This is a genomic window from Streptomyces sp. NPDC052107, from assembly GCF_040680215.1.
Lineage (GTDB): Bacteria > Actinomycetota > Actinomycetes > Streptomycetales > Streptomycetaceae > Streptomyces.
This window is the reverse complement of the sequence record NZ_JBFAWG010000022.1, coordinates 1-12,969: the sequence shown is the minus strand read 5'-3', so window position 1 is coordinate 12,969 and position 12,969 is coordinate 1. Positions and strand designations below refer to the sequence as shown.

The window sequence follows — 12,969 nt, the reverse complement described above, 5'->3', positions numbered from 1 at the left end:
CTGTGTCCTGTCTCGCCGGTTCCGTACGCCTTGTCGGTACGGCCTGGCGAAAGTCTTCTGGTCGGTGCGCTGCCCGACCCAGGTGGCTCCCGAGTACGAGGGCGGCGCTACGACGTCCGTCCCTACGCGGGACCTTCCGGCGTCGGCGCCGTCGCGGCGGCGGCCGGTACGGCCGTCAGGGCCTCGGCTGCCTCGCGGTCGGGCGCGAGCGGGTCGGTCACCGTGCCGGTCTCTTCATCGAACAGCCCCTGCGCCAGCCTGGTCACCGCTGCGGGGACCGGCGGCGCCAGGTCGGCCACGGCGCGGAGACCGGACAGGACGTCGTCGGGTCGTACGGCAGGCGTCACGTGCCGAACAACCAGCCGCAGTATCGCACAGGGCTGGTCGGTCGGCCTATCAGCCGGTGAACCGTGCGTTTCCAGGCTCACCACGGCCGGGCGGGCGTCGAAGGTGCGGACGCCGTTCTTGGTCATCCGCTGGACCTCGACGGTCTCGGCCCGGTTGAACGCGTCGACCGCGCGCCCGGCGTCGACCGGGTCGACGCCGTCCAGCCGCAGCTCCCAGACGGAGGCCGTCAGCCGGTCGGCGAGGCCCGAGGTCCGCGCCTCGACCGCCTCGACGACGTCGAGCCCGGCGGGCATCGACTCGTCGAGGAGGACGCGCAGGGTCTCCGGGTCGCGCGCTGCGGTGAGCGCGATCTCCAGGTACTCCGCCTCACTGCCCGTGCCGGTGGGTGCGGCATTGGCGTACGACACCTTCGGGTGCGGCGTGAACCCGGCCGAGTACGCCATGGGCACCTCGGCGCGGCGCAGCGCACGCTCGAAGGCGCGCTGGAAGTCTCGGTGGCTGGTGAACCTCAGGCGGCCGCGCTTGGTGTAGCGCAGTCGGATGCGCTGCACCGCGGGTGCGGGCGGCGGGCCTTCGGGCTGTCGCTTGCCCAGTGTCCTAGTCCTTCGTGAGTGCGGTCGTACTGCTATCAAGAGTACGTGTCGCGGGCCCCTGAGGTTCCCGTCGGTCCACCGGGGCCGGCCGCCGGGGCTCGCCGAACAGCATCCGCCGGAAGTCGGCGCGGGCCTGCCGTACCGTGTCGCGGGCGCCGGCCAGGGCCTCCCGGACGGCCCGGCCCACCACGCGCGCGCCCTCGGCGACGGGCCCCAGGACGGCGTCCCGGACGACGTGGCCGACCGGGGTGAGGACGGTCCGGTACACCCAGCGCAGGGGCTCCACGAAGATCCACCGGAAGAGGGTCCCGAGCGCGCGACCCACGGCCCGCGAGATCCGTCCGGCGATCCGCCAGGCGTGCCCGAGGGCGTCGCCGACCTCGCGCGCCAGGACGGCGAGGAACCGGCCGACCGGCGCGAGGACCCAGCGCCGCAGTGCGAGGGCGGGCAGGACGAAGAGGACGCGCAGGGTCCAGTACAGGGCGACTCCGATGCCGGTGCCGATCACGCCGAGGAGCCACCCCAGGCCTCGTACACACCGGGCGACGGCACGTCCGACGGGCGTGAGGACCCGGTCGTACAGCCATCGCGCGGGGACGACGAGCAGACGGCGGACCAGCCAGGCGACGGCCGTGTACCCGCCGATGCCCACGGCGGCGAGGACCGCGCCGATGCCGGTCAGCAACCAGGTGACGGCATGACCGATCGGGCGGAGCACGCGCGCGTAGGCCCAGGCGAGCCCGGCTCCCACCCCGCGCGCCAGCCAGGCGACGGCGTGCCCGACGGGGGTGAGGACGTACCGGTACAACCACATGCCCGGTACGACGACGAGGACGGTGCCGAGCCACGCCAGCGCCGTGCCGACGGGGACCAGGACATAGCGCCACAGGCCCACGAACGGCCACACGAACAGTGCTCTTGCGACCCACTGCAGCGCCCGGCCGAGCGGCCTGAGCACGGTGTCCCGCAGAAACCTTCCGGTGACGACGAGGGCGTCCCACGCCATGCGCACCGGCACCACCAGCACCAGGACGACGATCCGCAGAGGCACGCGGATCGCGACGGTGAGACAGCCTTCCGGCTGCCCGGGCCGGGGAGGCGGCTTGCTGAGTTCCATACCGGGGTAGACGCCAGCGCCGTCCGTTCGGATCCGGCGATCCGGCGCATCCCGCTAGAGCACCCGCGCCTTGTACGACTCCGGATAGCGCTGGGTGAACTTCACCGCCCCCACCAGCAGGGCGATGGGGACGACCCAGTTGAACCAGTCGTCCTGGGACGGGAAGCGGACGGCCAGCCAGGTCGAGACCGTCATCAGGGCGAAGGCCGTGCCCCACACGGTCGTCAGCACGCGGTTGATGTGCCGGAAGACCGGCGAGTCCCACACCTCGCGGGGAGACGACTCCCGGGCGTACTGCGCGGTGAAGGGGTCGGCGAGCAGCGATCCGAGCGCGACGACGGCCACCAGACCGTTGGAGACTACCTGCGCGTACGTCTCCACCCAGAGGAGCTGCCCGCGGTCCACGGCCAGCCCGAGGACCGACAGGACGGCGAAGAACACGATGCCGGTCACGTCGAGGAGCCGGAGTTTTCCGCGCACGAGGTCCTGTCCCGACAGCACGATCGAGGCGATCAGCGCGGCGAGGGCCGCGTACTCCCAGGTACTGGGACTGGCGACCACCCCGAAGATGATCCAGGGCGCGAACGACAGGAACACGCTCCCGGTACCGACGGGCCTCTTGACCGGCGCCTTCGTTGCCGTCTGCTGAGCCATGGGAGTCCCTCCCGTCAGCCTGCCACCACCCGCCCCCTCGTCCTCATCGTGCCGCCGCCCGTGCCGAAGGGCACCCGGTCCGAGCCGGTCAGGGACCGCTGTCCGGCTGCAGGTCCTGCTCGGTCCAGATCGTCTTGCCGGTGCGGGTGTAGCGCGTGCCCCAGTGGTGGGTCATCTGGGCGATGATGAACAGGCCGCGGCCTCCCTCGTCGTCGCTCGCGGCGTGCCGCAGATTGGGCGAGGTGTGGCCGGTGTCGGAGACCTCGCAGATCAGGGCCCGGTCGCGGATCAGGCGTACCTGGATCGGACCGCCGACATAGCGGATGGCGTTGGTGACCAGTTCGCTGACGATCAGCTCGGTGGTGAACGCCAGGTCGTCCAGCCCCCAGTCGCCGAGCTGCTTGCTGACGGCGGTGCGGACGGTGGCCACGGCCGCCGGGTCCGGGACCACCGCCCACTCGGCGTACTGGTTACGGTCGAACAGGCGAGTGCGGACCATGAGGAGCGTCGCGTCCACGTCCACCACCCCGGGCAGCAGGGTGGTCACCGCCCTGTCGCACAGCGCCTCCAAGGACGCCTCACGGTCGGCCAGGAGGCGGGAGAGCTGTGCGAGCCCGGCGTCACGGTCGTCGGCCGACTGGAGGAGGCCTTCCGTGAAGAGGGCGACGAGGCTGCCCGGCACGAGGTCCAGTTCCGTGCTCTGGTAGGGCGGGCCGGCGGTTCCGAGCGGCGGCCCTACCGGCAGCTCCGGGTAGTCGACGACGCCGGTCGGCGGCTGGACGACCGCCAGCACCTGCTCTCCGGCCCGCGCGATGCTGCACTTCCCGGAGAAGGGCTCGTACACCGCGTACAGGCAGCTCACACCGAGGACCGGGTCGGCGTGCGGCCTCAAGTGCCCCGGGCCCGGACCGGCCGCGCCCTCGTGCGCGGTCTCCTCGAACAGGTCGGCCAGGCGGGACAGGACCTCGTCCGGGCTCAGGTCCAGCCGGGCCAGAACGCGCACACCCGTACGCAGGCGTCCCATGGTGGCCGCGGCGCGCAGGCCATGGCCGAGCACGTCCCCGACGACCAGGCCGACCCGGGTTCCCGACAGGGGAATGACGTCGTACCAGTCGCCGCCCACCCCCGACCCGCTGTCCGCGGGCAGATAGCGGCTCGCCGAGTCGACGGCGGCGTGCCGTGGCAGGCGGCGCGGAAGCATGCTCCGCTGCAGTTTGAGGGCCACGCTGTGCCCACGGGTGGCCATCGGCATCAGCAGGAGACCGATCAGCAGGGCGCCCAGGCCGAGGACGGTGACCCCGCCCGTCCTGCCGATGAGCGGCAGGTCGACGGCGGTCGTGCCGTACCTGGGGTCGGCGTAGACCACGAAGGCGGCATAGAGGAACAGCGAGATCATCATCAGCCCGCCGAGCCCCGGCAGTACGCCCTTGAAGACCAGGTCTCTGGCGCTGCGGGTCAGGACCTTGCGGTAGTGCCAGAGGCAGGCGAAGCCGGTCACACCGTACTGGAACGCGATCGCGAGACCGACCGAGTCGATCGAGTCGGCCAGGACGTTCCGGCTGACCGACGCCAGCAGGACGAACAGGACGAGGGAGGCCGCTCCCATGCCGAGGGTCCCCCAGGTCGGAGTGAGAAATCTTCGGTGGACCCGGGCGAGCCGGGAGGGAAGCGCCTTGTGGACCGCCATGGAGAAAACGATCCGGGCCAGGGGCAGGATGGTGGTCTCCGCGGAGGCCAGCGCAGAGGTCAGCACCATGAGGATCAGCAGTCTCGACAGCAGCAGCCCCGTGCCGTGACTCCCGAACACGGCCGCCCCCAGCCCGGACAGCACGTCGTCCGAGTTGTGTGTGTTGCCGAGCCCGATGCCCGAGGTGCCGACTCCCGCGAACGCCTGCGCCGAGGTGGACACGAGCCCGTACATGATCAGCAGCAGCACGGTGGACATGACCGCGGCGCGCCCGGGGATACGCGCGCTGTCGACGGTTTCCTCGTTGACCGCGAACGAGGTGTCCCAGCCCCAGTAGATGAAGACCCCCGCGAGGACGCCCGCCGTCAGGGCCCTTATCGAGGGCACCTCGAAGGGGTTGAACCAGGAGGCCGAGACGTGGATCGCGGTCGCGGGAGGGTCGGTGTAGACCCTGACCAGCGCGGCGACGGCGAAAAGGATCAGCATCACCACTTCCAGGCACAGCAGCCAGCGCTGGACGGCCGCCGAGACCTCGATGCCGATGTAGCAGACAGCGGTCAGCACGGCGATCCAGACGATGCCCGCCAGGGTGGTCAACAGCCGGCTGTCCGCCAGTCCGTCCAGGCCCACCAGGCGGAAGCCGTAGGCGGCGGCGATCGCGGCGAGGTTCGCCATGACGATGATGTTGGCGACGATGAGGCCCCAGCCGCCCATCCATCCGGTGCGCGGTCCGAAGGCGCGGGTGGCCCAGGTGAAGGTGGTCCCGCAGTCGGCGTTGGTCGCGTTGAGCTCCCGGAAGGCACACGCCACCAGCAGCATCGGTATGAACGCCAGCATCGTGACGATCGGGGCCTGCAGTCCGACCCCGACCACGATGACGCCCAGCGTGGCGGCCAGGCTGTACGCCGGGCCGGTGGAGGCAAGGCCCATGGCCACCGAGGAGAACGTGCCCAACGCGTCGTTCTTGAGCCCTTTCCGGCCGGCCCCCGTCCCGGGAGCGGGGCGGCCGTCGAGCAGGGCGCCGTCAAAGTGCCTCACACTTGATTCCAACGCCGCGCCGCTCCCCTCCGCAACAGCGCGGGCGCGCCGGCAACGCCGCCGGCCCCCCACAGCGGCTCTCTTCCTTCACCTGGCCTCCTGACGCAGCAGGACGGCACGCCGCCCGCGAGACGTCTCATGGTCTGGGGAGCTTGGACGCCTCTGGTTTCTCGGATCTGTTGGTGGGGGCCGTACTCATCGGCTTCCGCAACAGCCGCCGACGCAGGGCCCGCCGAGTCGGTCCGGTCTCGCCCGCCCACGTCGCGAATGCCCAGGCCACGGCAGAGCGGCGCGCGCCCTCACAGGCTCAGCGTGATCGCAGCGGCGACACCTCCGAGCCCCAGAGCGAAGGCGGCTTCGGGCCAGCCGCCGGCGCCCCAGGGGAAGAACCGGTCGGCGGCCAGCCGGCCTGGGCCGATCGCGGCGACGGCCAGGGCGACGACGGAAATGGCAACGCTGTACTCGACGCCGCCGTCGACCTCCCACAGTCCGTGTGCCCCGGTGACGGTCGCCATGGCGTTGATCATCGTGCCGATAAGCGCCGCGGCTGCGAGCGGCGTGAACAGTCCGACGGCCAGGCCGAGGCCGCCGAGGAACTCGGAGAGGCCGCCGATCACCGCGAAGACCTTCCCCGGGTGGTAGCCCAGACCGGCGAATCCCTTGCCGGTGGCCGTCAGCCCTTGCCCCCCGAACAGGCCGAAGAGCTTCTGAGAGCCGTGTCCGGCCATGAACAGCCCAAAGGTCAGCCTGATCAGGAGGAGTCCCCAGTCGCCGGCGGTCAGCCCCTGCGCGGGGTCCCGACGTGTCGCGGATCGGGTGATGGCCGACGGCCGACCCGAGTTGCCCTTCGTCATCTGAGTGCTCCGGTACGGACGGCCGAATCGGGCGTTGCACACCGGCCTGATCAGGCATCGGCTCACCGGTCGGCGGTGACGAACCCGCACTCCGCGGCAGGGTGCATGCCGCCCCTGACGATGCTTCCGCAACAGCAATCATTTCGCACATCGGATGACCGGCAGCGGACACGGGCGTTCGGCCGGCGACCGACGCTCGGCCGCCCCGCTCCTGCCGTCGAGTACGGCGCAGTGCGTCGACCGCGCCAGTTCTCCACGCGCACCGGGCACTCGGCGACCTCCGCGCGCCACTGGTCGCGGTCCGCGACTCCTGGAATTCACGTTCGGGCAGAGCATCGAGTCTCGGTCACCCTCGCAGGGCGGAGGCGAAGACGGCAGGCAGTCGGGCGTAGCGCGGCGCGGTGGTGAAACGCGTGACGCGTTCGATGGTGGTGCGACCGGTGCGGTTGGTGACGAAGTACGGCGGCTTGGGAGACAGCGAGGGGCAGCCGGTGGACAGGCCGCGGGGAGCGGGGGCGAAGGGGGCGCGCAGCACGGTCTTCTCGATGTCCGCGAGCATGAAGGCGTTGTTGACGAAGCCGATGCCACTGCCGATCGCCTGCCGGGTGTGGCCGGGATGGGCACCCCACGGGGTGTATCCCAGCAGGAAGCCGACGCCGGACCAGGTGTTGACGCCGATGGTGCCGTAACGCAGTTCGCCCAGGGCCGCTTCCATCGCACCGGGCTGGGTCCGCTCGGTCCTGGGGTGCACGATCAGGGTCGCTCCCAGCGTGCCCGGCAGGACGGTGTTGGCGAAGTCGACGGCATGGCGGAGGAAATGCGCGGGGGTCTCGCCGGGCAGGCGGACGACACCCAGCGCGCTGGCGAAGACCTCGTCGGTGAGCAACATGTCGTCGCGGTCGGCGATGTCCGCGACCAGGATCCGGGAGTCGTCACCGTGGCATTCGGCCCGCGGGTGAGCCGCCAGTACGGCCTGAAGCCGCTGATGGGCCCCGGGGTAGTAGTCCGTGCGGGCCGGCAGGGCGCGCAGCACGCGCCTGATCTCCTCCAGCAGCGGTTCGGTTCCCTGCCAGGAGCGGGGCAGCACCAGCACCTGGCTGGCGATGCAGTTGTGGCCCGAGTTGTTCATCTTGCTCGTGACGATGTGCTCGGCCTGGTAGCGGAAGTCCGCCCTGCTCCACGGCCCCGGCGCCACGATGCACGGGCTGACCCCGCCGAGTTCGCTCGTGAACGGTTTGCCGATCAGCGGGGTGTCCTCGCGGCGACGCCGCTCGGCGTGCTCGTCGGTGCCCCAGACGATGGCGTCGTGGGTGCGGTCGCTGCCGGTCACGTGGATGGAGTCCACGCCGTCGTGGGCGGTGAGGTAGGCGCCTTCGGCGGTGCCGCCGTCCACGAACCGCACCCAGCCGCGCTGGACGTACTCGGTGAAGATCCGCTCGAAGTGCGGGCGCAGATAGGCGTTGACCGGGTTCATCTTGGCGATGACGACCTGGCCCTCCGCGTAGAGCTTGTGCAGGATGTCGGTCGCGGTGAGCGAGGCGACGTTGCCGGCGCCCAGGACCAACGCCACACCAGGGCGCTGCGCACCACCCCGGTATGGTGCGGCCGCGCGGTGTCGCACCTGCTCGGCCGTGATCCCGGCCTGCATCCGGACCTGGGCCGAGTAGCCGCCCAGCAGCAGGTTGTCCCAGCCGGTGGCGGGAAAGACGTCCACCCAGGTGCGGCCGCCTCGCTCGTGCACCGCATCCGCGTGCAGAGGTTCGCGGCCGGCGGCCAGGCGTCGCAGCACGTGCAGCCGTGCGGTGACGTGCTGGGCCAGCGACCATGGACCGCCGGCCCAGTCCTCCGCGGCCCACGGAGAGTCAGGGCCGTATCCCTTGGCGCGTGCGCCCGCCGCGGCCAGGTCGGCCGCGCCGTCGCGGATCCTCGGCATGAGCCGCTCCAGCAACCCGATGCCTTCGGCGAGCGGCGCTGTCGCCCAGGACGAGGCGTTGTGACGCAGCTCCCTCAGAGCGCGGTCGAGGACGGTCGTGTCGAGGGTGGGGCTGTTCACGTTTCTCCTTGACGGGGCGGACAAGCAGAGCGGGAAAGGGCGGGTCAGGCGGTGCGGCGCCGAACGTCGTCGCGGTTCGGTGCGATCAGGGTGATGGTGGCCGGCCGCCGGACGCGGGCGGCACGGCCACCGGACACAGGCGGATCCGGGTGAGGGGCGGGGACCTCAGGACAGCGGGACACCGGCGATCGCGATGCGCTCCATCACTCGACGCTGGGGGTAGTAGTCGTTGATGGCGTAGTGCTGGACGGCGATGTTGTCCCAGATCGCGATCGAGTCGGGCTGCCAGCGGAACCGCACCTGGAGCTCGGGAACGCGCGCCTGCAGGCCGAGCTCGTGCAGCAGTTCCCGGCTCTCGTCCTCGGGCAGTCCGACGATGCGGGTGGTGAACGGCTCGTTGACGTACAGGGTCTTGCGCCCGGTGCGCGGGTGCCGCACGACAACCGGGTGCTCCACGGGAGGCAGGAACACGCGCAGCGCCTCGATCTGCTGCGGGGTCATGAACGTGCCCCAGCTGGGCTCCCAGTCGTGTACGGCGGTGAGGCCCTCGATGCGCTGTTTCATCTCGTCGCCGAGGTTGTCGTAGGCGGCGCCCATGTCGGCCCACATGGTGTCACCGCCGGCCGACGGGACCTCGACCGAGCGGAGCACCGAGCCCATTGCGGGCGTGGCCATGAACGAGTGGTCGCTGTGCCAGATGTTCTCCTGGCCGATGGCTGTCTCGTCCTTCGCCAGCCGTGAGACGCCGGCGGTGTCGCCCTTGGGGAAGAACGGATTCGGCTCCGGCTCCCCCCACACCGCGGCCAGGGCCAGGTGGGCGTCGACGCCGAAGTCGTGCTGGTCACGGAAGAAGATCACCTTCCATTCGAGCAGCGCCTGCCGCAGCTCCTCCGCGAGTTCCTCGTCGATCGGCCGGGACAGGTCCACCCCACCGATCTCCGCACCGATGTGCGGAGTCATCGGCGCGATCTGCAGCAGCCGGTACTCGGCCGGCGCCGTATCGGGCGCTGTCCGCTCCAGCACGCGCCGGCCGAAGTGGATCAGCGGCTTTTCCAGGAGGGGGTTCTTGACGGCTCCGTTGGTCTCCATGCGGTCCTCCACGGTCGCATCCGAGAAATCGTTACGGGCAGTATCGATATTCAGCGGGGTCAGGGCAAGGGCTTCCGCGTGATCATTTGGCCGCGCCATGAGCGGTGCCCGACGAGGAATTCTGCGCCCTCTCAGCATTCACAGCGAGCAGGCCCTTGTCGTCACGTCGAACCGTATCGATACTTCACGTAACGATTTTCTCGCCACAGCGATCGGTGTGCGCCGACGCGCCCCGAACCGTCGGCGTCCCCTCCCCCGTGTTGCCCGCCGACCACGCCTGCCCGAGTGCAGCTACCTTCGCGGAGTCCCCGTGCCCCACACCGATCTCACCCCCGCCACGCTGACCGACCCCACCACGACGAGCCGCAGCCACCGACGGCAGGCCTGGACCGTCACCGGGTTGCTGGTGGTCTTCATGATGGTCAACTTCGCCGACAAGTCCGTCCTCGGACTGGCGGCCGACCCGATACGTAATGACCTGGGCCTGTCGGCAACCGGCTTCGGCCTGACCAACAGCGCGTTCTTCCTGCTCTTCTCGCTGTGCGGCGCCATGGGCGGGCTGCTCGCGGATCGTGTGCGGCCACGGTGGCTGTTGCTGGGCATGGCACTGGTCTGGTCGATCGCCCAGACGCCGATGGCCCTGGGCGGAGGACTGATCGCGCTGGTCGCGTCGCGGATCGTGCTGGGTGCCGCGGAGGGGCCCGCCTTTCCGGTGGCCCAGCACACCGCCTTGGCATGGTTCCCGGACCACCGTCGCAATCTCCCCGGCGCCCTGATCACCATCGGCATCACCCTCGGTGTGGTGCTTGCCGCACCGGGGCTGACCTGGATGATCCAGCACCACGGCTGGCGTTCCGCCTTCGCCGTGGTCGCCGTCGCCGGCATGGTGTGGGCGGCCGCCTGGGCCCTGTTCGGCAAGGACCGGACCTCGCGGGCCGACGTCCCCGGCGCCGACTCCGGCAGCGCCGACGAAGACGGCTCGCACGCCCCCTCGTACCGCCGCATCCTGACCACCAGGACCTGGATCGGTGCCACGATCGGCTACTTCGGCACCTACTGGATGATCGCCCTGTCACTGGTGTGGGTGCCCTCCTACCTGCACGACGGCCTCGGCTACTCCGCCACCGCCGCCGCCGGCCTGGTCGCCGGGATCTGGGCAGTCAACGGCCTGGCGCTGCTGGGGCAGGCTGGGGTGACCGGATGGCTGCTACGACGTGGCGTGAGCAGCCGGTGGGCCCGTGGCCGCGCCGGCGGCATCACGCTGCTCGTCTCCGCAGTCAGCTGCGGTGCCTTGTCGCAGGCCGGGCGCGGGCCGGTCACCGTGCTGCTCCTGCTCGTCGGCTTCGGCCTGTGCGGGGCGATGTCGACGGTCGCGGTGACCACGGTCGCCGAAATCGTGCCGGCCCGCCGACGCGGCGGCGCCCTCGGCCTGATGAACGCCGTGGTCACCACGGGCGGCCTGATCGCCCCGGCGCTGACGGGACACCTGGTCGACACCCAGGGCAGGACCGGCTACCAGCACGCGGTGCTTCTCGCGGCCGCACTGCTCGCGCTGGGGGGCACCGCCGCTGTGACACTGATCCACCCTGCCCGCGACGCTCGGCGTCTGGCCCCATGACGATCATCATCAACGTCCGAACCGCACCGGTGCCCGACGGCAACGAGCGCAACGCCTCGCACACAGCCCGCACCCCACGGGCCCGCGGTCCTCAGGTACCCGGGTGACCGACGGCCCGGACGACCAGATCCACCAGGTCCTCCACGAAGTGCGCGTTGGGCAGTTCACGCTCCGCCAGCAGGCGGTACACCAGCGGCGCCGCCACCAGCGTGGCGGCCGACCGGATGTCGACATCGGGCCGCACCTCCCCACGGGCGATGCCCCGCTGGAGGATGCGGCGTGTCTCGGCCATCAACCGGTCCGTGTAGTCCACGTACTCTCCGCGGGGCCCGCCCGCCTCGGCGGCGGCGGCCATGAGTTCCGTCAGCAGCCGCGCCGTACCCGGCAGCCGGTACGCCGCCAAGCGCGCTGTCAGCACTTCGCGCAGCTCGGCCCGGACATCACCCAGGTCCGGGACCGCCAGGGGGCCGATACGGGATTCGGCCGCCGCAATGATCAAGGCCTGCTTGGACGGCCAGCGCCGGTAGATGGCGGGCTTGCTCACCCCGGCGCGCGCGGCGACGGCATCCATCGTCACCGCCTTCACGCCTTGCTCGGTCACGATCTCGATCACCGCCTCGAGCGTGTCGTCCGTGACCCGCTCCTGCCGCGGCCGCCCCGGCCCCCGCTCGGCCCTCTGTGTCTGTGCCCCGACCATGCTCCGAGAATACGGGGGCGCGGCAAGCGCCCCAGTCGTGTACCGACGGCGGACGTCTGGACGGCGTCAAGCACCGACCGGTGGTACCCCAGAGGGTGGTACGGGTGCGCCAGGCGATGTCGCCCTGTTCGTCGACGAGTTCGCGCGGCGAGCCGACGAGGTCGGTGACGATCACAAAGAAACGGGAGTCGATCTCCTGCTGCGGGATCCGCCTCGTCGATGACGCGTTTCACCAACTGGCAGTGATCTCGGCCGCGCCCAGGACCGCGGACAGGCCTCCCGGGATGAAGGCCGCGCCCGAGCGAGAGGCCCACCGAGCCCGCCATGACGGCGAGTTCGGCCTCGGCCTTGGTCGTCATCCCGAAGACGATGTCCGCGACCACGTCACAGGCGCCGGCGAACAGGCGGGCCAGCTCCGGGATCTTGTCCAGGTGGCCGGCGTCGACCTGGTTCCAGTGGGTCTGCACCCAGTGGACGGCCCAGCCCTTGGAGGAGGCGAGGATCTGTTCCGCCTTGTGCGCGTCCGCGCCGTGTCCCTCGAAGTCGGCGAACTTCCGCATGGCGTCCGCCATGTGGCGGTAGTCGTCCTCGTCCACGTTCGGAAGTGGATGCCGATGCAGTCCAGGACCTGGTCAAGCGAGCCTGGAATCGTGTAACCCATACCCGTCGTCCCCGTGTGTCCCGCACAGCCCAGAGCCAGGCTGCCATGTGCGCTTCCGAACCCTACCGACGGAGGACGTTCCGGATGGCGCCCTGGTAGCGCGGGACAACGCGGGTGAACTGGCCGGACGGCCGCCGACGCCTCACTCGCCCGGTGCGAGTGCCTCACCACCCACGTCAGTGCGCGTGACCTGCCGAAGCGGCCGCCGGACCGGCGTTCTCTCCCCCGGCTGCGCCACGCGTGCACCAGCGACGAAGGCGGCCGCGGCCTCTACATCGTCGCGCAGCTCTGTCGGCGCCACGGAGCCAGGTGTCTGACGAGCGGCGGCAAAACCATGTGGGCCGAACAAGAACTCGACCCCGGCATCTGAGACGGGAAGGCGACGAAGAAGGCCGGATCATCGGGGCCGGCGGCGAGGGTGACGGCGAGGACCAAGGGCAGAATGACCCCATCGAGACCCCTTCACCGGAGTTCCGCAGCAAATCGGCCTTCTGGCAGGTGATGCATGGCAAACCTGCTGGTCAGGCGGTTGAGACATAGCGGCAGGCGTCAGAATCCCT

Annotated in this window: 10 protein-coding genes and 1 pseudogene; 2 read left to right on the top strand and 9 right to left on the bottom strand. The window is 70.7% G+C overall.

Going from position 1 to position 12,969, the window contains the following annotated elements; genetic code table 11:
• Positions 1-122: 122 nt before the first annotated feature.
• From AB0M27_RS23745 to AB0M27_RS23715, 7 genes are all read right to left on the bottom strand, one after another.
• Entirely contained in the window at positions 123-899 is a 777-nt protein-coding gene (locus AB0M27_RS23745) for a TIGR03936 family radical SAM-associated protein (RefSeq protein WP_365723875.1), read from the bottom strand.
• Positions 900-945: 46 nt separating this feature from the next.
• Positions 946-2,058, bottom strand: coding sequence for a hypothetical protein (locus AB0M27_RS23740; protein WP_365723874.1), 1,113 nt, complete (start codon positions 2,056-2,058; stop codon positions 946-948).
• 54 nt (positions 2,059-2,112) lie between these two features.
• Positions 2,113-2,712 carry a hypothetical protein gene (locus tag AB0M27_RS23735; protein ID WP_365723873.1) on the bottom strand — a complete coding sequence of 200 codons (600 nt, stop codon included), beginning with the start codon at positions 2,710-2,712 and terminating at the stop codon, positions 2,113-2,115.
• 88 nt (positions 2,713-2,800) lie between these two features.
• The gene (locus AB0M27_RS23730) at positions 2,801-5,437 is read right to left on the bottom strand and encodes an amino acid permease (protein ID WP_365723872.1); all 2,637 of its coding nucleotides are present in this window, start codon (positions 5,435-5,437) and stop codon (positions 2,801-2,803) included.
• Positions 5,438-5,736: 299 nt separating this feature from the next.
• Positions 5,737-6,291 (bottom strand): DoxX family protein, encoded by a 555-nt coding sequence (locus AB0M27_RS23725; protein ID WP_365723871.1) that lies wholly within the window; start codon positions 6,289-6,291, stop codon positions 5,737-5,739.
• 346 nt (positions 6,292-6,637) lie between these two features.
• Positions 6,638-8,344: an aldehyde dehydrogenase family protein gene (locus AB0M27_RS23720; protein WP_365723870.1), complete on the bottom strand. Its 1,707-nt coding sequence runs from the start codon at positions 8,342-8,344 to the stop codon at positions 6,638-6,640.
• A 165-nt stretch (positions 8,345-8,509) separates the two neighbouring features.
• Positions 8,510-9,433 carry a TauD/TfdA family dioxygenase gene (locus tag AB0M27_RS23715; protein ID WP_365723869.1) on the bottom strand — a complete coding sequence of 308 codons (924 nt, stop codon included), beginning with the start codon at positions 9,431-9,433 and terminating at the stop codon, positions 8,510-8,512.
• Positions 9,434-9,743: 310 nt separating this feature from the next.
• Here AB0M27_RS23715 and AB0M27_RS23710 point away from each other — a divergent pair, with 310 nt between their 5' ends.
• Positions 9,744-11,051: an MFS transporter gene (locus tag AB0M27_RS23710; protein WP_365723868.1), complete on the top strand. Its 1,308-nt coding sequence runs from the start codon at positions 9,744-9,746 to the stop codon at positions 11,049-11,051.
• A 91-nt stretch (positions 11,052-11,142) separates the two neighbouring features.
• On the opposite strand, the gene AB0M27_RS23705 is transcribed toward AB0M27_RS23710, so the two are convergent.
• Together AB0M27_RS23705 and AB0M27_RS23700 are read right to left on the bottom strand one after the other, a co-directional pair.
• A complete protein-coding gene (locus AB0M27_RS23705) occupies positions 11,143-11,748 on the bottom strand; it encodes a TetR/AcrR family transcriptional regulator (RefSeq protein WP_365723867.1) in 606 nt (201 codons plus the stop codon).
• A gap of 121 nt (positions 11,749-11,869) precedes the next feature.
• A pseudogene (locus AB0M27_RS23700) lies at positions 11,870-11,923 on the bottom strand (hypothetical protein); the annotation flags it as partial.
• Here AB0M27_RS23700 and AB0M27_RS23695 point away from each other — a divergent pair.
• Positions 11,913-12,404 (top strand): hypothetical protein, encoded by a 492-nt coding sequence (locus AB0M27_RS23695; protein ID WP_365723866.1) that lies wholly within the window; start codon positions 11,913-11,915, stop codon positions 12,402-12,404. The pseudogene AB0M27_RS23700 and the gene AB0M27_RS23695 sit on opposite strands and share 11 nt — an antisense overlap.
• Positions 12,405-12,969: the final 565 nt, after the last annotated feature.